Raw genomic sequence first — 21617 nt, 5'->3', positions numbered from 1 at the left:
TAATGACTTCATTTTTACAAGAATATGGGGCAATGATTGTCTCAAAATTATGGGAACATATTGAAATTTCAGGAATGGCATTATTTTTTGGAGTAGCAATAGCTGTTCCTTTAGGAATTTTACTAACAAGATTACCTAAGACAGCCAATATTGTAATTGCAATTGCTAGTATGTTGCAAACAATTCCTGCTTTAGCTTTACTAGCCATGATGATTCCTTTATTTGGGATTGGTAAGTTACCAGCTGTTGTAGCATTATTTATCTATTCGTTGTTACCAATATTAAGAAATACGTATATTGGTATTAAAGAAGTGGATCCAGTGTTAAAAGACGCTGCTAAAGGGATGGGTATGACTAATTTGCAGTCGATTCTGCAAGTTGAATTAGTTATGGCATCTCAGGTTATTATGTCTGGAATTCGTTTAGCTGCAACTTATGTAATTGCTTGGGCAACATTAGCTTCATATATTGGTGCTGGTGGCTTAGGGGATATGATTTTTAATGGATTAAATTTGTATCAACCAAAATTAATTTTAGGCGGTACAATTCCAGTTATCTTATTAGCCTTACTAGTTGATTTTATACTTGGACAGGTTGAAAAAAAGGTAGCACCAAAAACAACAAGAAATTAAGGAGGCTTTAACATGAAAATTACGATGAAAAAAATACTTGTTAGCTTAAGCCTTCTGTTTGCCGGTGTGAGTCTATCAAGTTGTGGGTTTCCTGGTTTAACAGGTGGCTCTGAATCGACAATTAAAATTGTCGCACAATCAACGACGGAATCTCAAATTATTGGATCAATGCTACAACAATTGATTGAACATGAATCAGATAATCAAGTAGAACTGATAAATAATTTAGGTTCTGGTACATTAAGTTTTAATGCACTCAAAAACGGTGATGCAGATATATCATCTGCTAGATATACAGGAACTGACTTAAGTGCGGTATTAAATAAACCAGTAGAAAAAGATACCGTTAAAGCTAATAAAATAGTTAAAGATGGATTCGAAAATAGATTCCAAATGAAATGGTTTGATAGTTTAGGTTTTGCTGATACTTATGCATTTATGGTTACAAAAGAGACAGCTAAAAAGTACAATTTAAACACAGTATCTGATTTAAGAAAAATTGAATCTAAATTAACAGTCGGTGTTGATGCCAACTGGATTAGCCGTGTAGGTGATGGTTACGATGGTTTCCAAAAAGAATATAATATTAAATTTGGTAACATTTATCCTATGCAGATTGGATTAGTCTATAGCGCTTTGGCAAAGGGTAAAATGGATGTTGTTCTTGGATATTCAACTGATGGCCGAATTAAGAGTTATGATCTGAAAATTTTGAAGGATGATCGTCACTTCTTCCCACCATATTCAGCAAGCCTTGTTGCAAATGATTCTATCTTGAAGGAACATCCTGAATTAACACCGCTTATTGATCGACTTAAAAACAAAATTAATTTATCAACAATGCAATCATTAAATTACAAAGTTGATAATGATTTTTACGAACCAGCAGTAGTTGCAAAACAATTCTTAGAAGAACATCATTACTTCGAAAAGGCGGGTGATTAATATGAATACTTTTGATCAATTGATGTCTTATTTTAGTAATAATGGGTTATATGTTTTACAAGAATTTACAAGACATTTTTTAATTTCAATATATGGTGTGATAATTGCTGCAATTATTGGGATTCCAATCGGAATTTTTATCTCAAAACATCATAGATTGAGCGATGTAGCAATAGGTGCTGCTAATGTTATTCAAACTGTACCATCATTAGCAATGTTATCTATTATTATGTTGGGACTAGGTTTAGGTGTTAATACAGTTATTGTAACTGTTGCACTTTACTCACTATTACCTATTTTAAAAAATACGTATTCAGGGATGATTAATGTTGATCCTGGCGTTCTTGATTCTGGTAAAGGGATGGGAATGACGAGACTTCAAATCCTTTATATGATTGAGTTACCGTTATCATTATCAGTTATCATGGCCGGAATTAGAAATGCATTAGTTGTTGCAATTGGTATTACAGCAATTGGTTCATTTATTGGTGCAGGTGGACTTGGAGATATTATTATCCGAGGAACAAATGCAACTGATGGAGCAGCTATTATTTTAGCTGGTGCATTGCCAACAGCTCTAATGGCCGTTATTGCTGATGCAATTTTGGCACTTATTCAAAGAAAATTTGATCCAACAACAATTAAACGTAAATAAAAAAATGGTCATTTTCTAGTTGTTATAGAAAGTGACCATTTTTATATTGAATCGATTAAAGCGATATAACGGAGTTGATTATCAGTAAGAAGGTAAGTGATATTCGTATATTGCGTTTTAAATATTAATTGATTAGAACCAGAACGTCGGTGTAAGGTACCACGAAGTTCTTGGAATTCTTTTTGAAATCCAGTTGGATTTAATTGTAAAATAATTGTTTTTTTCATTTTTAAAACTTTTTCTGTAAAGAGTGCTAATTGAAATTGAGGCATTTGTGGTCTTAAAATAAAGTCATCTAAATCAAAAATTTTATGATATGAATATTGTAGTGTTGAGCCAATAGTTTGAATTGTTGTTTGTTGTTTATTTTGCATAATAAAGTTCCTCCCCGAACGTTTGTTTGTATTTTCATTATACGAACAAACGTTCGGTAAAGCAAGTGTTAATTTATAATATATTTAAAAGATGACAACAGCGCATAAAAAGCTTGAATAATAGCCGTAAAAAGTGCATACTATTTATTAATACTTATCTTAGAGGAGTTTACAAATTTAATGGCTAATCGTGGAATGTTGATCGTACTATCTGGTCCATCAGGGGTCGGTAAAGGAACCGTAAGAAAAGCAATTTTTGACCAAGCTGACAATAAGTTTCTTTATTCAATTTCAATGACCACTCGTAAAATGCGAGAAGGCGAAGTTGATGGTGTTGACTATCATTTTGTATCAAAAGAAGAATTTGAGAATGAAATTTCAACGGGCGGTATGTTAGAATACGCCAAGTATGTTGACAATTACTATGGAACACCGTTAAAATATGTAAATAAGATGCTTGACGCTGGTCAAGATGTCTTTCTTGAAATTGAAGTACAAGGTGCTATGCAAGTTCGAGAAAAAATTTCTGATGGTTTATTTATTTTCTTAACGCCACCTGATTTGATGGAATTAAGACAAAGAATTACAGGACGTGGAACGGATGATTCTGCAACTATTGATAAACGAATGACAAAAGCCATTGGTGAGATTGATATGATGCAGAATTACGATTACGCGGTTGTTAATGATGAAATAAATGATGCTGTTGAAAAAATTCAAACGATTATTAAAGCTGAACGTTGGCGTGTAAAACGATTTTTACCTGACTATAGAAAACAATTAGGAGATGTATTTAAATGATTTTATATCCTTCAGTAGATGACTTATTGAAACAAGTAGATTCAAGATACTCATTAATTATGTTAGCAAGTAAACGTGCCCATGAATTAGATGCTGGCGCTCTACCAATGCTTTCTAATTACAAATCAAAAAAGAATGTTGGACGTGCTTTGGAAGAAGTTGTTACTGGTGATTTAATTATTGATCCAGTTGAAAAAGAAGATATTCGTTAATCTGATTAAATGAAAAGGAGTTAAGACAAGCTAATTGTCCTAACTCCTATTTTATTTCTTAGAAAATTGATACAATAGAGAATAGAATAAATTCGGTATGGGGGCGACATGAAATGACACTTGAAAATAAAAAAATCGGTCTTGTTGTAACAGGTGGTATTGCAGCGTATAAAAGTTTGGGATTAGTCCGAGCACTAATTAAACAAGGTGCTAGCGTTCGAGTTGCGATGACCAAAGCTGCAACTGAATTTGTAACACCCTTGAGTTTTGAAACGTTGAGTAAAAATAGGGTGTTAACTGATTTATTTTCAGGAAAAGAGTCTGAGCATGTTGCACATATTGAATTTGCAGACTGGGCAGAATTAATGGTTATTGCACCAGCGACAGCAAACATTATCGCAAAAATGGCCAATGGTATCGCAGATGATTTTGTTTCAACCACTTTATTAGCAACTGAGGCACAAAAAATTGTTGTGCCCGCAATGAATGAACATATGCTAATGAATTCTGCTACACAACGTAATCTTAAATTTTTAGGACGAAATAACATTCAGATTATTGAACCAGAAATAGGCTTTTTAGCAGAAGGTTATTCAGGTAAGGGACGTTTTCCCGAATTAAATGTGATAATGTCAGTTATTCAAACTTCCTTTGAGGATAGTGACAAACCATTAGAAGGTAAAAATGTCTTAGTGACAGCTGGTGGTACACGAGAACGAATCGATCCAGTTCGTTTTATCGCTAATGATTCTTCTGGTAAAATGGGTTTCGCAATTGCGATTGAAGCGCAAAAGTTAGGTGCTAATGTCACCTTAATTAGCGGAATAAGCCAGTTGCCAGACCCAATTGGCGTGACAACAATTAGAGTTACAACTGCGTTAGAGTTATCTGAAGCTATCAATAAGCGATTTGATGACCAAAATATTTTGATAATGGCAGCAGCTGTTTCAGATTATCGTGTACAAAATGTTGCAGATCAGAAAATAAAAAAAGCTGAATCTACTTTAACGTTAATATTAGAAAAAAATCCAGATATTTTAAAACATTTGGGCCAAATTAAGCAAAATCAGTATTTAGTCGGATTTGCTGCGGAAACCCAAAACGGACTAGAAAATGCACAAGAAAAATTAGAAAAGAAAAATTTAGATTTATTGGTTTTAAATGATGTCTCAAATTCTGCCATTGGATTTAATAGCAATGATAATGAGGTAACACTGCTTAGACCAAACAGAAAAAATGATTTCATAAAGCAAACAAGTAAAAAGCAAATTGCTAAGGAATTATTAGCTACTATTATAAGCGATGTAGTAAAATAAGCAGTTAATTAAATGAAAGGAGGTTTCAGTATGTCACAATATGCAAAAATTATCGTTGATGTTCCTACGATGCAAACGGACCAGCCATATACGTATTCAATCCCAGCAGTATTAACAAATCAGATTGAGATTGGCATGCGGGTTATTGTACCATTTGGGAATGGTAAACGATTGGTTCAAGGATTTGTAATTGATCTTTTTGATAAGAATGAGTTCGATGGTCATGTAAAAGATATTCAATCAGTCGTTGATTTAAGACCTGTTGTGAATACTGAATTATTAGACTTATCTGAGTGGATAGCTAATGAAACCTTTTCCTTCCGTATAACTGCCTTACAAATGGTTTTACCGAGTGTCATGCGTGCAACCTATAAAAAGCGAGTTCGTTTAATTGACGAAATTGATGAAGATTTACAAGATAAATTATTTCAAGGTCAAGATTCTATTGAATTTGATCCAGAACATATGGATGCTCAAATAATTAAAGAATTATTACAACTTACCAAGGCTGAAAAGGCTGAGATGATTTATGAAGTTGGCAATAAAGCTAAAGTTAAAATGCAAATATCAATCCAACCAAAACTTGGATTCGAAGCATATGAAAATATTCGAAGTGGTTTACGTAAAAATGCTAAACAACAGCACTTATTGATTGACTATCTACAATCACTCACTGAAGATAGCTTGATTCCTCAGAAACAAGTTGTTGAGGAAATAGGCGTGACACCTGCAACAATTACAGCTGGAGCAAAAAATGGTTGGCTTGAAAAAGTTGAGACTGAGGTATATCGGGACCCATATAAAGACACAATTATTGAGCCAACCAATATGCAAGAATTAACCTCAGATCAAGAGGTTGCGGTGCTAGCTGTCGATGAGGCTATTAAAAGTGGAACTAATACAACATTTTTACTTCAAGGTGTGACGGGGAGTGGGAAAACAGAAGTTTATTTGCAGACAATCGCAAAAGCGCTAGAACTTAGAAAAACAGCTTTGATGCTTGTACCAGAAATAGCTTTGACACCCCAAATGGTTAAGCGAGTTAAATCACGATTTGGTAATCTAGTTGCGGTCCTGCATAGCGGTTTGTCTGACGGTGAGCGTTATGATGAATGGCGCCGGATTGAGCGTAAAGAAGCGCAAGTAGTTGTCGGTGCACGTTCAGCCGTTTTTGCACCATTAGATAATATTGGCGTTATTATTGTTGATGAAGAGCATGAATCGAGCTATAAACAAGATGAAACACCAAGGTATCATGCAAGGGATGTTGTTCTTTGGAGAAGTAAAAGACATCAGTGTCCTGTCATATTGGGTAGTGCAACACCATCCCTCGAATCTCGTGCTAGAGCTCAAAAAGGCGTGTATGAGTGGTTACAATTACCTCAACGTATAAATGGTCATCCCATGCCAGAAGTTACGCTAATTGATATGAGAGAAGAAATGAAAAAGACTGGTGAGAGTAATTTTTCTGAGCCACTTAGACATGAAATTACTAAGCGCCTTGAGAAAAATGAACAGACTGTTTTAATGTTAAATCGTCGTGGGTTTTCATCTTTCGTAATGTGCCGAGATTGTGGATTCGTGCTACCTTGTCCTAACTGTGATACTTCTTTAACATTGCATATGGATACTCATACAATGAAATGTCATTATTGTGGACATGAAGAAGGTATTCCTAAAACTTGTCCTAACTGTCATAGTCGAAAAATTAGATATTATGGTACAGGTACGCAAAAAGTTGAAGAAGAACTTAAAACGTTATATCCAGAGGCTAAAATTTTACGAATGGACGTTGATACGACACGTAAAAAAGGCGCACACGAAAAAATCCTAGCTAAATTTGGCGCAAAAGAAGCTGATATTTTATTGGGTACACAAATGATTGCGAAAGGGTTAGACTTTCCTGATGTGACGTTAGTTGGCGTTCTTAATGCAGATACAGCACTTAGTTTGCCTGATTTTAGATCAAGTGAAAGAACGTTCCAATTATTAACCCAAGTGAGCGGTCGAGCTGGTCGAGCTGAAAAAGAAGGACATGTTATTATCCAAACTTTTAATCCAGATCACTACGCGATTCAATATGCGAAGCATCATGACTATGAATCATTTTATAAAAAAGAAATGTCAGTTCGACATATGGAAAATTATCCACCATATTATTATACAATTCAGCTCACTGCTAGTTATACGGATGAGGCTGGAGCAGCGAAAAAAATGTTAGAAGCAGTTCAATTTTTAAAACCAGTGTTATCAAAGAATGCGATTATTCTTGGACCAACACCAAAATCAATTATGCGTGTTAATAATCGTTTTTATTATCAAGTGGTTATTAAGTATAAATCAGAAGGTCAATTAAAAGAACGACTAAGAGAGTTAATGACTAAATCTCAAGCCGAAGTTCGAAAAGGTTTAAAATTAACGATTGATTCTGAACCAGTAAACTTTATTTAAATTAAGGAGATATTATGACGTCAATTGTATTTATGGGAACACCAGAATTTTCAGCTCCAATTTTAGAAAGTTTAATTGAAAACGGCTATGACGTGAAAGCTGTTATGACACAACCAGATCGAATGGTTGGGCGAAAACGTATTTTAACGCAATCACCAGTAAAACAAGTTGCAGTAAAACATGGTATTGAGGTATTACAACCAGAAAAATTAAGTGGCAGCGATGAAATGGCCAAAGTAATTGCAATGGCACCCGATTTTTTGGTAACTGCAGCATTTGGACAATTTTTACCAACAAAATTATTAGAATCTGCTAAAATTGGTGCAATAAACGTCCATGGTTCACTATTACCTAAATATCGTGGTGGCGCACCAATTCAATATGCTATTATGAATGGTGAACAAGAAACAGGTATTACCATTATTTATATGGTTAAAAAAATGGATGCTGGAAATATTATTAGCCGTCGTGCAATTAAAATTGAAAATAATGATGATACTGGTTCAATGTTTGAAAAATTAAGTTTATTAGGTAAGGAACTATTACTTGAAACATTACCAAAACTAATTGATGGTACAAGTGAATCAACACCACAAAATGAAGATAAAGTAACCTTTTCACCTACCATTAAACCAGAAGAAGAAGCCCTTGATTTTTCAAAAACGGCTAATGAAATAGACTGGAAAATTCGTAGCTTAAGACCGGTACCTGGTGCATATACGATTTTAAAGGGTAAGAGAACTAAAATATGGGATATAACTGTACTAGATAAAAAAACTATTTTATCTGCTGGAAAAGTAGTTGAAGTAGCTAAAAAATCACTTGAAATTGCTTGTGGTGATGGGACCGTATTAGCTATTAATTCGCTTCAACCAGATGGTAAATCAAAACAAACCATTGTCGACTACCTAAACGGTAGTGGGCAAGGAATAAAAGAAGGACAACAGGTGATTGATGTATGACAACTGATTTAAAAACGACACCCCGATTCTTAGCAGTTGATCTTTTAACAAGAGTTGCTAAACAAGGGACGTATTCAAATATTGCGTTGAACCAAGTGATTAAGAATAATCATATGGAAGTTCGGGATGCTCATTTATTAACACAACTAGTTTACGGTGTTATCCAAAGACGTCTCACTTTAGAATATTGGTTGGCACCATTTGTTAAAAATCCTAGCAAAATGGATAATTGGGTTCAAGAATTACTATTGAGTGCCATTTATCAGATGCATTATCTTGATAAAATTCCAACTCGCGCAATTTTTAATGAATCAATTGAAATTGCAAAACGAAAAGGCCATGCAGGTACGCGTAAATTTGTTACTGGTGTTTTACATGCAATTGAGCGTGAAGGTATCCGTCCTGTTTCTGAAATTAAAGATGATATTGAACGTTTGAGTATTGAAAGTAGTACACCAGTTTGGTTGGTAAACGAATTAATTAAACAAGTAGGCTTAGAAAAAGCGACACATTTGTTGGCTTCAATCAATGAAGCACCTGATCAATCTGTTAGAGTAAATACAGCTAAAGCAACTGTCGAAGAAGTCATTGAAAAAATGGAAAATGAAGGCTTTGAGGTGAAACGTAGTCAAGTTTCACCAGTTGGGTTATTAGTGACTAATGGATTTGCTCCTGATAGTGGCGTTTATCACGATGGGTTAATTACGATTCAAGATGAAAGTGCAATGTTAGTTGCTGACGCAATGAATATTCAACCAGGTGATAAAGTTTTAGATGCATGTGCCGCACCAGGTGGAAAAACAACCCATATTGCATCATTCCTAGATGAAACTTTATTTGGTGAAGTTGTAGGGTTAGATATTCATGCACACAAAGTTAAATTAATCGGTGATAATGCTAAACGTTTAGGTTTATCTAGTGTTGTTGAGGAGATGGTATTAGATGCACGTTTAATTTCAGAAGAATTTGATAATGAATATTTTGATTCAATTCTTGTTGATGCACCTTGTTCTGGAATTGGATTATTACGTCGTAAACCAGAAATTAAATATGAAAAAACATTAGCTGATTCAAATAATTTACAAAAAATTCAATTAGCTATTTTAGACAAAGTGGCACCAACTTTGAAAAAAGGTGGTCGCTTAACTTATAGTACATGTACTATTTTAGATATTGAAAATAAGGATGTTGTTAACCAGTTTGTTGAAACTCATCCTGAATTTAAAGTGATTGAAACGCCAACTGCTTTGGCATTAAAAGAAAATAGAGACGATAAAGAATTAACTATTTATCCGGATGATTATCATTCAGATGGATTTTTCATTACATGTTTAGAAAAACAACTTTAGACTCGAGGTGTAAGAATGAAAGTTGCCTATCAAACAGATGTAGGTAGTGTCAGAGAAAATAATGAAGATTACGTCGGTGTCTTTCACAATAAAAGTGGTATTTCTTTTGTGATGGTTGCAGATGGTATCGGTGGTCATTTGGGCGGAGATGTTGCTTCAGAAATGGCCGTTTCACACATGGGATTTCGATTTGAAGGAACTAATTTTAGCCAGCCCAGTGATGCAATTAAATGGATAACCAAAGAAGTAGAGATGGAAAATAAACAAATTATTGAAAAGTCTAATCAATATGAAGATCTTTCAGGTATGGGCACAACAATGGTATGTGCCATATTCTTTGAAGAAAAATATATTGTTGCCAATATTGGTGATAGCCGAGGATACTTATTACGTGACAAAGAACTTTATCAATTAACTGAAGATCATTCAGTAGTGAATGAATTAATTAAGCGTGGCGAACTAACCGTAGAAGATGCTAAAAATTATCCGCAAAAGAATATGATTACAAGAAGTTTAGGTATCTCGTCAGATGCTGATGCTGATATTGCGGTTAATGATTCTGAGTCGGGTGATTTATTATTATTATGCACAGATGGCTTAACTAATATGGTCTCTGATGATGAAATCAAGACGGTCTTAAAAAATACTACAACTGTTGAAGAAAAAGGCTCGGAATTAATTAGATTGGCCAATAAGGCAGGCGGATTAGATAACATTACCGCACTCCTGGTTAGCAATGATCGGGGGATAGTGTAATGAAACCTGATACAATTTTTAATGAACGTTATAAAATAATAAATTCATTAGGCGAAGGTGGCATGGCAAATGTCTATCTTGCGACTGATTTAATTTTGGATCGACCAGTAGCTGTTAAAGTATTGCGAGTCGATTTAAGGGATGATCAAGATACTGTTAGACGTTTTAAACGTGAGGCATTGGCAACAACTGAATTGGTTCATCCAAATATTGTGAATGTTTATGATGTCGGTGAAGTAGACGGACTGCAATTTATGGTCATGGAATATGTGCCGGGACATGATTTAAAAACATATATAGCAAAAAGGTTCCCAATTCCATATCAAGTTGTGATTGATATTATGACTCAAATTTTATCAGCTGTAGAAGTAGCACATGATCACAGTATTATTCATCGTGATTTAAAACCACAAAATATTTTAATAGATGCAGATGGTAATGCTAAAATTACAGATTTTGGTATTGCTGTGGCATTGGCTGATCATTCGTTAACACAAACTAATACTTTATTGGGTTCTGTTCATTATCTTTCGCCAGAACAGGCTAGAGGTAGCATGGCAACAAAACAATCTGATATCTATTCGCTTGGTATTATTTTGTATGAAATGTTAACTGGGCGAGTTCCTTTTGAAGGTGAAACAGCTGTTTCAATTGCCCTAAAACATTTTCAAAGTGATGTGCCATCTGTTCGGGAATTTGATCCTAATATTCCGCAGTCTCTTGAAAATGTTGTTTTACAAGCAACAAGTAAAGTACCGCGAGATAGGTTCCAATCTGCTGGAGAAATGTCAATTGCTTTGCGAGAATCTTTGGCTAAAAAAAATGTGGCAAAGTGGCAGCCTGAAGAGGTTATCAGTGGTGAAACTAAAGTATTGCCGGTATTTGATAAGCAGACTGTAGAAACACTTAGTCCGAATCAGGAACCAGATGTAAAAAAAGATACGAAAAAGAAAATGAGTCGTCGTAAAAAATGGACTATCGGCGCAATCATTTTTGCTTTTGTCGCTCTTATTCTGGGTGGTGCGATTCTTGCAATGAGTTCACCAAAAGAAGTTAAGGTCCCTGATTTAAGCGGAATGACAGTTAGTGAAGCAAAATCAAATTTAGCAGACAAAAATTTGAAACTTGGTAAAATTACTCGAACAAATAGTGAAACCGTTGATAGTGGTAATATCATTAATTCAACACCTAAGAAGAATGAAATAATTCGAGAAAAAAATCAGGTTGATGTAATGGTATCAAAGGGAAAAGCTAAGATAACAATCGAGAATTACGTTGGTAGTAATTATGAGGATGTTAAAACAACGTTAGAAAATGATGGCTTTAAAGTTGAAAAAGAAACGGAAGAGTCAGAATCTGTGACTGAAAATGAAATTATGGCGCAAGATGTCACAGCGGGTGATAAGGTAGTTCCGAGTGATACAGTGATTACATTGACAGTTAGTTCAGGTCCTAAAGTGTATACACTTAGAGATTTAACAGGATATACAAGAAAAAGTGTTCAGGATTATACAAGCGAATTAGGTGGTAATCTGACAATTAGCGAGGCCTACTCAGATTCAGTTGACAAAGGTCAAGTTATTAAACAATCACCAGCAGAAGGAAGCTCTTTTTCTAAAGGTGATCGATTATCAGTTGTTATTTCTAAAGGAAAAAAAGTCACAACTGATGAATTTACCAGGACTATATCTGTTCCATTCAAATCAATTGTGTCAGAAAGTTCAAGTTCAGTTGATGAAGAAAAAGATACGGATGAGGACAAAGACTCGTCGTCAGATGATAGTTCCAGCTCTAGTTCAAGTTCTTCAGAATCAAAAGCAGATGAAAATGCTATTGAAATTTATATTGAAGACAAAACACATAACATTGATGATATTTATGAACGGAAAACAATTACAAAAGATACTGATTTTAAATTATCATTTGTTTTAGATTCTGGAAAAGCAGGAAAATATAAAATTTTGCGTGATGGTGAAGTAATTGCGGAAAATGATAATGTAACTAAAAATTAAATAAAAGATGTGGTAAAATTAGATTAGAGGGTAAACTTCTAATCTATTTTTTAATTAATCATATAAAACGGTTACATGAGTCCAGTTAAAGGAGGTTAATTTATTGGTAACAGGTCAGATTAGACAATCATTAAGTGGCTTTTACGACGTTGATGTCGAAGGCGAAACTTATCGAACAAGGGCTCGAGGTAATTTTAGAAATTCTAACCAGGCACCACTAGTTGGCGATTGGGTTGACTTCAAAGCTGAAAATAAAAAAGAAGGCTATATTCTTAATATTCATGATCGAGAAAACAGCTTAATTCGACCACCAGTAGCTAATATTGATGAAGCAATTGTTGTAACGTCATGTGTTGAACCAGCATTTTCAAGCAATCTATTAGATAGACAATTAATTATGCTAGAATCGCATCATGTTAAGCCAGTCTTATACTTTTCAAAGGGCGATTTAATTCCTGAAGAGAAAGTAGTTGAAATAAGCAGTATTATTGAAGCTTATAGTCAAATCTATCCAACATTTTTTCCATTTGGTAAAAATGAAGATGTTGTGGTTAAAGAATTACAAGATACCTTTCCGGGTAAAATTGCAGTCGTAATGGGTCAGACTGGTGCAGGAAAATCAACATTACTAAATAAAATTATGCCAGAGTTGGAGTTGCAGACGGCTGAGATATCAAAAGCCTTACATCGTGGTAAACATACTACTCGTAAGGTAACATTAATGCCTATTGCAGGTGGGCTAATTGCTGATACACCTGGATTTTCTTCTTTTGATTTATTTGATATGTCAAAAGAAGAGTTACCAAAGTTATTTCCAGAATTAAATGAACTATCTGTTGGCTGTAAATTTAGAGGTTGTTTGCATATTAAGGAGCCTAAATGTGCAGTTAAAGCAGCACTTGAACAAGGTAATTTATTACAGAGTCGGTACAAAAATTATTTACAATTTAATCAATTAATTGTTGATCAAAAACCAAACTATAAGAAATGAGATGACCAAAATGAAATTATCACCTTCTATTTTAAGCGCTAATTTTGCAAACTTGGAAAAGGATATTAAAGTTGTTGATCAAGCTGGTGCAGAATATTTACATATTGATATTATGGATGGCCATTTTGTGCCTAATTTAACTTTTGGTGCAAACGTCGTTGAAGCAATTAGACCATTAACAAAAATGGTTTTGGATTGTCATTTGATGGTAGAAAATCCAGAATCTTATATTGAAGAATTTGCTGCGGCAGGTGCTGATATTATTGGGGTTCATGTTGAATCAACTCCCCATATTTTTGGTGTTATTCAACATATTAAAAAATTAGGTGTGAAAGCTGAAGTGGTTATTAACCCAGGAACATCCCTAGAGACAATTAAACAAATTTTGCCACTTGTTGATCAAGTATTAGTGATGACTGTTAACCCTGGATTTGGGGGACAATCATTTATTCCAGAAATGAAACGTAAAATTGACCAATTAGACCGTATCAAACAAGTTCAAAATTATGATTTTGATATTGAAGTTGATGGTGGTGTTAATGATCAAACGATTAAGGAATGTCTTGATAGTGGTGCAACAGTCGCAGTAGCTGGTTCATACATCTACAATAGTGATAATCCAACTGAACAAATTAATAAGTTAAGAGAAGCAACCAAATGAAACTCAATATCTTAGTCGGTGGACCTAAGGAACAGTGGCCTAAGGAATTAGTGGATGGTAACGTTCGTGGACCGTGGATTGGTGTTGACAGAGGTGCATTGCGATTAATAAAACTAGGTATTACACCTGAGCTATCGATTGGTGATTTCGATTCAATGACTGAAAGTGAATTTAATTTAGTATCTAATCATAGTAAAAAAATTAAAATAGCTAATCCTGAAAAAGATGATACAGATACTGAATTTGCTTTGAGAGAAGCCATATCTGAATTTGAGTTTGATTCAGTGACGATTTATGGCGCTACAGGTGGTCGAATTGATCATTTATTGGCTAATTTGTTTTTTATTTTTAGAGAGCCATTTAATACAATGTTTGAAAAAATTTGTTTAGTTGATAAACAAAATTCAATTCGATTCTTTAAATCTGGTAAGTATCAGTTAATAAAAGAAGATGATAAAAAATATCTTGCATTTATTCCACTGTCACCAGTTAAAAAATTGAGTTTAATAGATGAGAAGTATACATTGAATCAAATTAATTTTGTGAACCCGATTTCATTAGCAAGTAATGAATTTATGGGGGATACAGGTGAGTTTAGTTTTGAATCTGGTATTATTATTGTGATTCAAAGTCGTGATGACGAAAAATAGAGCAAAAAAAAAGACTTAGCATAAATGCTGAGTCTTTTTAAATTGAATTAAACACGGGTAACTTTACCTGACTTTAAAGCGCGAGCAGATACATAAACTCTTTTAGGTTTACCATCAACTAAGATGCGAACTTTTTGTAAATTAGGTTTCCAGCTACGGTTTGTTTGGTTCAATGCATGAGAACGTTTCTTACCGAAAGTAGTCTTACGTCCTGTAATAAAATCTTTTGCCATATTCATATCCTCCTCTGCAATTCACTTAAAAAGCAAAGCTATGCTTACTTACCTAAACAAAAATATCATATTTAGCCATATAATGCAATACTTTTCTTTCAAGTAAATTTGCTTGACAGCTTGAAATTCCCGAAGGTAGGGGAATAGAATTTTCTTAGATGCTATTTTTCTTTTATTCTACCATATCCTATGATAAAATACTCTTATTGATTGTGTGAAAATATAAGGAGGCTATTCTTATGGCTGTTAAGATCAAAACGCAATTCGGTACGATTGATATTGATAATGAAGTTATTGCGACAGTTGTCGGCGGTGCCGCAACTGAAATTTTTGGGATTGTCGGAATGGCAAGTAAAAACCAAATTCGTGACAATGTGAATGAAATTTTAAGAAGAGATAATTATTCTAGAGGTGTTGTTGTTCGCCAGGAAGATAATGGTGTTGCTATTGATGTCTACATTATTGTTGGCTATGGCACAAAAATATCTGAAGTTTGTCGTAATGTTCAAGAAAAAGTGAAGTATAATTTAGAAACAATGCTAGGTGTATCTGCTAATTCAGTTAACGTGTTAGTACAAGGCGTTCGCGTACTAGGCGATTAGTAACTAGCTATTTTAGTAGTGACCAAGGAGGAAAAAGAAGTGACTGTTACGAAAATTACGGACCAAGAATTTAGAAAAATGGTCCAAATTAGCTCACAACGATTGGCTAAAAATGCCGAATTTATTAATTCATTGAATGTATTTCCAGTGCCAGATGGTGATACAGGTACAAATATGAACCTTTCGTTCGCAAGTGGGGCAAAGTATGTTCAAGATTCACCTTCTGAACATGTTGGTGAACTATCTTCGATTTTAGCTAAAGGTTTACTGATGGGTGCTCGAGGCAACTCAGGCGTTATTTTATCACAAATTTTTAGAGGCTTTTATAAACGGATCCAAGCTAAAGAGGTTTTAACTGCTACTGATTTGTCAGATGCTTTGACAGGTGGCGTAGAAGTCGCGTATAAAGCCGTTATGAAACCAACTGAAGGAACTATTTTAACAGTTGCAAGAGAAGCCGCTAAGGCTGCAAATAAAGCTGCCTCTGAGAGCGATGATGTTATCGTCGTTATGGAAGCAACTTATGTAGCTGCTAAAAAAGCATTAGCAACAACACCGGATTTATTACCTGTTTTAAAAGAGGTTGGTGTTGTTGATTCAGGTGGTCAAGGATTAACATTTGTTTATGAAGGTTTCTTTGATGCCTTAACTGGTAAGGAAACAATTAGTGAAGAATACAAACCAAATGAAAAAGAAATGGATGAAATGGTTAATGCCAGTCACCATCAGAGTGTTCAAAGTAAATTAAGTACTGAAGATATTAAATTTGGTTATTGTACAGAAATCATGCTTAAATTGGGTGCTGGTCGTTTAGTTGATCGTAAATTTGATTATGATGAATTTAGAAATCATTTAAGTGAAATTGGTGATTCTCTTCTTGTTGTGGCCGATGATGAAGTTGTTAAAGTTCACGTACATACAGAAAATCCTGGTGAAGTGATGACTTATGGTCAACATTATGGTTCATTAATCAAAGTTAAGGTTGATAATATGCGTCAACAACATGAGACAATTTTGGAAAATGATGAAGAAGAGACTGAAGAAACAAGTGAAACTGCAGTACCTAGCGAAATTGCAGTTATTTCAATTTCATCTGGTTCTGGTGTTGCGACACTTTTCAAAAGTTTAGGCGTTTCTTATATTTTAAGTGGTGGTCAAACAATGAATCCAAGTACGGAAGATATTGTTAAGGCAATTGAAGCAACTAAAGCTAAAAATGTGATTATTTTACCTAATAATAAAAATATTTTCTTAGCTGCTGAACAAGCTGTTGAAGTTTCAACAGTTCCAACAGTTGTTGTACCAAGTCGTACAATCGCTCAAGGAATGACAGCAATGCTTGGTTTTAATATTGATAGTACATTAGAAGAAAACAAAGATGCTATGATTGAAAACTTGGATACAGTAACTTCTGGTCAAGTAACAATTGCAGTTAGAGATACAACAATTGAAGGTATTGAGATTAAAAAAGATAATTATATGGGTATTATTGATGGTAGCATCAAAGTAACCGATAATGATCGTAAAAAAGTTGCAATTGAAATGACTAAAGAAATGTTGGATGAAGACAGCGAAATTATCACAATTATTGTGGGTGAAGACGGTTCTGAGGACGAAGCTAAAGAAATCGAAGAAGCCATTTATGAAATTGATGAAGATTTAGAAGTCGAAATTCACGAAGGAGACCAACCGGTCTATCCATACCTAATTTCAGTTGAATAAATAGTAAAAAGTAAAGGTGGGATGAGACTATGTTCTCTCCTGCTTTTTATATTCCGTAGAAAGTGAGGTATCATAATGTCATCATTGAATGATTCAGTTAGTGTTTTAACTGGTGTTGGGCCTAAAAAATTGACTGCACTTAATCAATTAGGAATTAATACAATCATAGATTTATTAACATTTTATCCGTATCGTTATGACGATTTAAAAGCAAAAAAATTATCTGAAATTACTGATCAAGAAAAAGTAACTCTAAAAGGAATTGTCTCTTCTGAACCAGTTTTAATTCGGTTTGGTCAGAAAAGAAATCTGTTAAACGTTAGATTACTAATTGATAGTGATAATATAACCGTTAGTTTTTTTAATCAGCCTTTTTTGCAAAAACAATTTGAGATTGGTAAAGAAGTAGCTGTGTATGGTAAATGGGATGATAAAAGAAAAAGTTTATCTGGGATGAAGTTATTGACGAAGCAAAATGATGATAGGTTATCAGCGATATATCGTTCTTCCAAAGATATTCATCAATCGGCAATTCGACAGTTAATTACACAAGCATTTGAGCAATATGCGAATCAAATTGATTCAATATTACCAAATGACCTGATTAAAAAGTATCGTTTAATTGATTGTAAGACGATGTTACATGATATTCACTTTCCACAGGATGAAAAAGATTTTCATGATGCCAAACGGACGGCTATTTTTGAAGAGTTCTTTTTATTTCAATTGAAATTACAGTATATTAAAAGAAATGATACTAAAAATGATGGTATTAAAATTAACTATCAAAATAATGAATTGAAAAAATTCATTCAGACGTTACCATTTGAATTAACGGCAGCTCAAAAAAGAGTCGTTAATGAAATTTGTTCAGACATGAAACAACCAATCCATATGAATCGATTACTTCAAGGTGATGTTGGATCAGGTAAAACAATTGTTGCAGCAATTGTGATGTACGCGGCTATTACGGCGGGCTATCAAGCCGTTTTAATGGCGCCAACAGAAATATTAGCTGAACAACATGCCAATAACATGGCTACCTTATTCGCAGATTTCCCAGTTAATGTTGCACTTTTAACTGGGTCAATGAAAGTTAAAGCTAGACGTGAACTATTAGCACATCTTGAATCAGGTGAGGTTAATTTAATTATTGGAACACATGCGATTATTCAACCTGATGTGTCATTCAGTCGCGTTGGATTAGTTATTACTGATGAGCAACACCGATTTGGTGTGAATCAACGTCGCATTTTAAGAGAGAAGGGGGCTGAACCGGACGTTTTAGCAATGACGGCCACGCCAATCCCTAGGACGCTAGCAATCACTGCTTATGGCGAAATGGATGTTTCTACGATTAATGAACTACCTGCAGGACGCCAACCTATTTCGACATCTTGGTTAAAGAGTTCTCAAGTAGGTAAAGGAATCGATCTCATTAAAGAACAGTTGATTCAAGGCTCACAAGCTTATATTATTACACCACTAATTGATGAATCTGAAACACTAGATTTAAAAAATGCATTAGCTTTATACGAAAATATGAAAGAAATATTTGAGCCAAAATATAAAGTTGGATTACTGCATGGCAAAATGAAGAATGATGAAAAGGATCAGATTATGGCCGATTTTAAGGCCAATAAATATCAAATATTGGTTTCAACAACGGTTATCGAAGTCGGCGTTGATGTACCTAATGCTACTGTGATGATGATTCATAATGCTGAACGGTTTGGGTTAGCGCAATTACATCAATTACGAGGTCGGGTTGGCCGTGGTAAGAAAGCATCTTATTGTATTTTAATTGCTGATCCTAAAAATGATTTTGGAAGACAGCGCATGCAAATTATGACAGAGACAACAGACGGTTTCGTCATTTCGCAAAAAGATTTAGAGTTGCGAGGTGCTGGCGATGTATTAGGCCGTAAGCAATCTGGAATACCTGATTTTAAAATCGGTGATCCCATAGGTGATATCAATGCATTACAAGTGGCCCAACAAGAAGCGCACGAAATAGTTTTTAGAGATGACTTTGAAAGTAATCCTGAATTTAAACCACTAAACGATTATTTAAAAAACCATCAAAATACAGATTTAAAATTCGATTAAATAAGTTAGGAGAATATAATTATGAAGTTAGCAGTTGATGCAATGGGCGGCGATTTTGCACCGCAATCAATCGTCGAGGGCGTTGAACGTGCTAGAGACGAAGATAGCACCATTCAATTTACGTTGTACGGAGATGAAAAAAGAATTCGTGAATTCTTAAAAGATGATAAAAATATCACAATTGTTCACACGGATGAGGAAATTGATGGGAATGATGAACCAGTTAAGGCAATTCGTTCAAAGAAAAAAGCATCAATGGTCTTAGCAGCTCAATCTGTTAAAGATGGTGAGAATGATGCCGTATTTTCATGCGGTAATACAGGGGCACTACTTGCTGCTGGTTTGTTTATAATTGGCCGTATTAAGGGTATTCCACGACCTGGTTTATTAGCAACATTGCCAGTTATTTCTAGTGATAATACTGTAAATTTATTAGATGCTGGAGCCAATGCGGATAGTAAACCTGAACACTTGCATCAATATGCTGTCTTAGGTAACTATTACGCTAAAAATGTTCGCCATATTAGTAATCCTAAAATTGGTTTATTAAATAATGGGACAGAACCACATAAAGGCAACAAAGTGACGCAAGAAGCGTACCAATTATTACAAAACGATACCGAATTAAATTTTGTGGGTAATATTGAATCTAATGATTTGCTTTCTGGTAAAGCTGATATTGTTGTTTCTGACGGATTTACAGGTAATGCTGTTTTAAAATCCGTTGAAGGGACAGCTTTAGGAATGTTTTCATTACTCAGAAGTGCCATTATGAGTGGTGGCTTGCGTGCTAAAATTGGTGCACTTTTACTGAAACCAAGTTTAAAACAATTGAAGAATAAAATGGATTCACCTAAGTATGGCGGTGCGGTTTTACTAGGTATTAAAGCACCAGTTGTAAAATCACATGGATCAAGTAAGGCTGAAGTTGTTTATTACACAATTAACCAAATCAATGATATGGTTAATACAGATGTAGTACCTAATATTGTTAACTATTTTGAAAAGGAAACTAGTGAAAATAAAATTAACTAGACATTTCTCTGAAAAATGGTTAAAATTACGTCATGATTCAAAAGGAGGCTATTGGAATGACAGAAGAAGAAATTTTTGGAAAAATTGTTAAAATTATAGACGAACATTTTGATTTGCCAGTAGAAAAAATTACGAATGACTTAGATTTTAAAAAGGATTTAGATGCAGATTCAATTGATGTTGTTGAGTTCGTTTTAGAACTTGAAGATACATTTGGTGCAGAAATTTCTGATGAAGATGCAGAAAGTTTAACAACTGTCGGAGACGTTGTCACTTTTATTAAAGCTAACCAAAAATAATAATTCAACACGTATATTAAATCGTTCATTAAAAGCGTTAGACAATGATATTTGTCAGCGCTTTTTTTGTATGGAGTACCTTTTAGTGATTAAAACAGGTATAATTGTAAGAGCAATAATGATAATAACGGAGGATAATAATGATTAAAGGTTTAAATGAAATGTTAGCAGAAGATTTTAATATTAAATTTGTGAATACGGATTTATTAGATGAAGCATTCACACAGGCATCATATGTAAATGAACATCCCAAAGAAAATTTAAAATTTTATGAACGAATTGAATTTTTAGGAGACGCTGTTTTACAATTAACAGTTTCAGAATATTTATATCAGCGGTATACAATGCTGCCACAAGGGAAATTAACGCGTCTAAGAGCTGCAATGGTATGTGAAGAGAGTTTCAGCGCATTTGCTAAAGAATGCCGATTTGATGAATTTATTCGTTTAGGTAAAGGTGAAGAAAAATCAAATGCACGTCAAAGACCTGCGTTATTATGTGATATTTTTGAATCTTTTGTAGGAGCGCTTTATCAAGATCAAGGTAAATTAGCTGTTGAAACATTTATCAGGAAAGTTATTTTTCCAAAATTAGACTTAGGCTGGTTTGACCATGTTATGGATTATAAAACGTCGCTACAAGAGTTTTTACAAAAAGATGGTGATGTTGTCATTACCTATGATGTTGTTGATGACCTTGGTCCAGAGCATGACAGACAATATGTTATGTCTGTCAGTGCTGATGGCAAAATCATTGGACAAGGGGCAGGACATTCTAAAAAAGTTGCAGAACAACAAGCAGCAAGTAATGCATTAGGATTACTCAGAAAGTAAAAATGTTCAGGGGGTTA

22 protein-coding genes are annotated in these 21617 nt (G+C 34.2%); 20 read left to right on the top strand and 2 right to left on the bottom strand.

Annotation, left to right across the window (positions count from 1 at the left end):
* The first annotated feature begins 2 nt into the window (after window positions 1-2).
* The 3 genes from AC1RPY_RS02905 to AC1RPY_RS02895 are packed head-to-tail and all read left to right on the top strand — an operon-like array spanning window position 3 to window position 2232.
* Window positions 3-632, top strand: coding sequence for an ABC transporter permease (locus AC1RPY_RS02905; protein ID WP_481761251.1), 630 nt, complete (start codon window positions 3-5; stop codon window positions 630-632).
* A gap of 24 nt (window positions 633-656) precedes the next feature.
* Window positions 657-1577 carry an osmoprotectant ABC transporter substrate-binding protein gene (locus AC1RPY_RS02900; protein ID WP_481761403.1) on the top strand — a complete coding sequence of 307 codons (921 nt, stop codon included), beginning with the start codon at window positions 657-659 and terminating at the stop codon, window positions 1575-1577.
* 1 nt (window position 1578) lies between these two features.
* The gene (locus AC1RPY_RS02895; RefSeq protein WP_481761252.1) at window positions 1579-2232 is read left to right on the top strand and encodes an ABC transporter permease; all 654 of its coding nucleotides are present in this window, start codon (window positions 1579-1581) and stop codon (window positions 2230-2232) included.
* Between the two features lie 41 nt (window positions 2233-2273).
* On the opposite strand, the gene AC1RPY_RS02890 is transcribed toward AC1RPY_RS02895, so the two are convergent.
* Entirely contained in the window at window positions 2274-2606 is a 333-nt protein-coding gene (locus AC1RPY_RS02890; protein ID WP_409022619.1) for a hypothetical protein, read from the bottom strand.
* 180 nt (window positions 2607-2786) lie between these two features.
* Here AC1RPY_RS02890 and gmk point away from each other — a divergent pair, with 180 nt between their 5' ends.
* From gmk to AC1RPY_RS02835, 11 genes are all read left to right on the top strand, one after another.
* Window positions 2787-3407, top strand: a complete 621-nt coding sequence (gene gmk, locus AC1RPY_RS02885; protein ID WP_481761253.1) for a guanylate kinase — start codon at window positions 2787-2789, stop codon at window positions 3405-3407.
* Window positions 3404-3619: a DNA-directed RNA polymerase subunit omega gene (gene rpoZ, locus AC1RPY_RS02880; protein WP_409022617.1), complete on the top strand. Its 216-nt coding sequence runs from the start codon at window positions 3404-3406 to the stop codon at window positions 3617-3619. The genes gmk and rpoZ overlap by 4 nt, the downstream gene beginning before the upstream one ends.
* A 113-nt stretch (window positions 3620-3732) precedes the next feature.
* Entirely contained in the window at window positions 3733-4935 is a 1203-nt protein-coding gene (gene coaBC / locus AC1RPY_RS02875) for a bifunctional phosphopantothenoylcysteine decarboxylase/phosphopantothenate--cysteine ligase CoaBC (protein WP_481761254.1), read from the top strand.
* A gap of 30 nt (window positions 4936-4965) precedes the next feature.
* The gene (gene priA, locus AC1RPY_RS02870; protein ID WP_481761255.1) at window positions 4966-7386 is read left to right on the top strand and encodes a primosomal protein N'; all 2421 of its coding nucleotides are present in this window, start codon (window positions 4966-4968) and stop codon (window positions 7384-7386) included.
* A 14-nt stretch (window positions 7387-7400) separates the two neighbouring features.
* Window positions 7401-8348 carry a methionyl-tRNA formyltransferase gene (gene fmt / locus AC1RPY_RS02865; RefSeq protein ID WP_481761256.1) on the top strand — a complete coding sequence of 316 codons (948 nt, stop codon included), beginning with the start codon at window positions 7401-7403 and terminating at the stop codon, window positions 8346-8348.
* The gene (gene rsmB, locus AC1RPY_RS02860; protein WP_481761257.1) at window positions 8345-9697 is read left to right on the top strand and encodes a 16S rRNA (cytosine(967)-C(5))-methyltransferase RsmB; all 1353 of its coding nucleotides are present in this window, start codon (window positions 8345-8347) and stop codon (window positions 9695-9697) included. The genes fmt and rsmB overlap by 4 nt, the downstream gene beginning before the upstream one ends.
* A 15-nt stretch (window positions 9698-9712) precedes the next feature.
* Window positions 9713-10453 carry a Stp1/IreP family PP2C-type Ser/Thr phosphatase gene (locus tag AC1RPY_RS02855; protein ID WP_481761258.1) on the top strand — a complete coding sequence of 247 codons (741 nt, stop codon included), beginning with the start codon at window positions 9713-9715 and terminating at the stop codon, window positions 10451-10453.
* Window positions 10453-12465 (top strand): Stk1 family PASTA domain-containing Ser/Thr kinase, encoded by a 2013-nt coding sequence (gene pknB, locus AC1RPY_RS02850; RefSeq protein WP_481761259.1) that lies wholly within the window; start codon window positions 10453-10455, stop codon window positions 12463-12465. The genes AC1RPY_RS02855 and pknB overlap by 1 nt, the downstream gene beginning before the upstream one ends.
* A gap of 103 nt (window positions 12466-12568) precedes the next feature.
* The gene (rsgA, locus tag AC1RPY_RS02845) at window positions 12569-13456 is read left to right on the top strand and encodes a ribosome small subunit-dependent GTPase A (RefSeq protein WP_481761260.1); all 888 of its coding nucleotides are present in this window, start codon (window positions 12569-12571) and stop codon (window positions 13454-13456) included.
* 10 nt (window positions 13457-13466) lie between these two features.
* Window positions 13467-14117 (top strand): ribulose-phosphate 3-epimerase, encoded by a 651-nt coding sequence (rpe, locus tag AC1RPY_RS02840; RefSeq protein WP_409022609.1) that lies wholly within the window; start codon window positions 13467-13469, stop codon window positions 14115-14117.
* On the top strand, window positions 14114-14767 hold the full coding sequence (locus AC1RPY_RS02835; RefSeq protein WP_481761261.1) for a thiamine diphosphokinase: 654 nt from the start codon (window positions 14114-14116) through the stop codon (window positions 14765-14767). Before rpe ends, AC1RPY_RS02835 begins: the two co-directional genes overlap by 4 nt.
* Window positions 14768-14814: 47 nt before the next feature.
* Here AC1RPY_RS02835 and rpmB read toward each other — a convergent pair whose 3' ends face one another.
* Window positions 14815-15000 (bottom strand): 50S ribosomal protein L28, encoded by a 186-nt coding sequence (gene rpmB / locus AC1RPY_RS02830; protein ID WP_057973454.1) that lies wholly within the window; start codon window positions 14998-15000, stop codon window positions 14815-14817.
* A 239-nt stretch (window positions 15001-15239) separates the two neighbouring features.
* On the opposite strand from rpmB, the gene AC1RPY_RS02825 reads away from it, so the two are divergent.
* The 6 genes from AC1RPY_RS02825 (at window position 15240) to rnc (ending at window position 21600) form a co-directional block, all read left to right on the top strand.
* Window positions 15240-15602 (top strand): Asp23/Gls24 family envelope stress response protein, encoded by a 363-nt coding sequence (locus tag AC1RPY_RS02825; RefSeq protein ID WP_057973455.1) that lies wholly within the window; start codon window positions 15240-15242, stop codon window positions 15600-15602.
* Between the two features lie 39 nt (window positions 15603-15641).
* A complete protein-coding gene (locus AC1RPY_RS02820; RefSeq protein ID WP_481761262.1) occupies window positions 15642-17324 on the top strand; it encodes a DAK2 domain-containing protein in 1683 nt (560 codons plus the stop codon).
* Window positions 17325-17396: 72 nt separating this feature from the next.
* Complete coding sequence (recG, locus tag AC1RPY_RS02815) at window positions 17397-19433, top strand: ATP-dependent DNA helicase RecG (protein ID WP_481761404.1); 2037 nt, start codon at window positions 17397-17399, stop codon at window positions 19431-19433.
* 21 nt (window positions 19434-19454) lie between these two features.
* Window positions 19455-20468, top strand: coding sequence for a phosphate acyltransferase PlsX (gene plsX / locus AC1RPY_RS02810; RefSeq protein WP_481761263.1), 1014 nt, complete (start codon window positions 19455-19457; stop codon window positions 20466-20468).
* A 56-nt stretch (window positions 20469-20524) separates the two neighbouring features.
* Entirely contained in the window at window positions 20525-20767 is a 243-nt protein-coding gene (acpP, locus tag AC1RPY_RS02805; RefSeq protein ID WP_409022605.1) for an acyl carrier protein, read from the top strand.
* Window positions 20768-20907: 140 nt separating this feature from the next.
* On the top strand, window positions 20908-21600 hold the full coding sequence (gene rnc, locus AC1RPY_RS02800; RefSeq protein WP_481761264.1) for a ribonuclease III: 693 nt from the start codon (window positions 20908-20910) through the stop codon (window positions 21598-21600).
* Window positions 21601-21617 lie beyond the last annotated feature (17 nt).

Source organism: Dellaglioa sp. CoH-56-MRSF-12 (assembly GCF_056782075.1).
The sequence above is the reverse complement of the archived record's forward strand: the minus strand, read 5'-3'. Positions and strand labels throughout refer to the sequence as shown.